The organism is Paenibacillus sp. Y951, from assembly GCF_056786395.1.
Map to the genome: position 1 here is coordinate 1 of NZ_JBXCIY010000088.1, position 660 is coordinate 660.

The window sequence follows — 660 nt, forward strand, 5'->3', positions numbered from 1 at the left end:
TGTTTGTACCTTTGATATATTGAGGTGAAACGATAATATTTGATTTTTGTAATTGTGTTGTTAGATCTTTAATTGCTGTTGTTACGCTTGCTTCTGCTACACCTGGATTCGCCATTAAAATATGAAGATCTACTTCTTTTTTATTCGTAATAGCACTTGATACTTGCTGCATAGCACTCGACATATTGGCGTTATCAATATATCTACCATTTTCATTTATCGTATTGAGTAATTTATTAATTTGTGGTTGTGCTGTACTATTTCCTAATCCATAGTACGTAATATTGTTCTTCATAAGTGTAGATGCTGTTTCCGCTAATGTAGATGGTTTTGCTAATTGGGAAACCGTTGCATCATCAATACGCACGTAATATTTTTCAGCATCTGCTCGGTAGAAACCTTCATTAACAATATCTAGAATCGTCCGTTTTTCGGCGATATACCATTCGGGATACTTAACAAATACTTGAGGCACATAATCAAGTATTTTTGTCTCATCTAATGTATCTACGTCCATTACCATTAGCTTTCCATTATATGAGTAAAATATTTTGCTACCTAAAGATTGCAATACTCTTCCAATACTTTTATCTTGTATAACAGTTTTTGTTTCTTCGTAATTCTTATAGTCGTCGATCATGTATGTTTTTTTATCCAAAT

1 protein-coding gene is annotated in these 660 nt (G+C 32.4%); it reads right to left on the minus strand.

Translation table 11 applies throughout. The annotated features are described in order from the left end of the window. The coding region (locus AC1TPB_RS24975) for a hypothetical protein (protein WP_482078957.1) at positions 1-640 on the minus strand (640 nt) is incomplete at its 3' end. Positions 641-660: the final 20 nt, after the last annotated feature.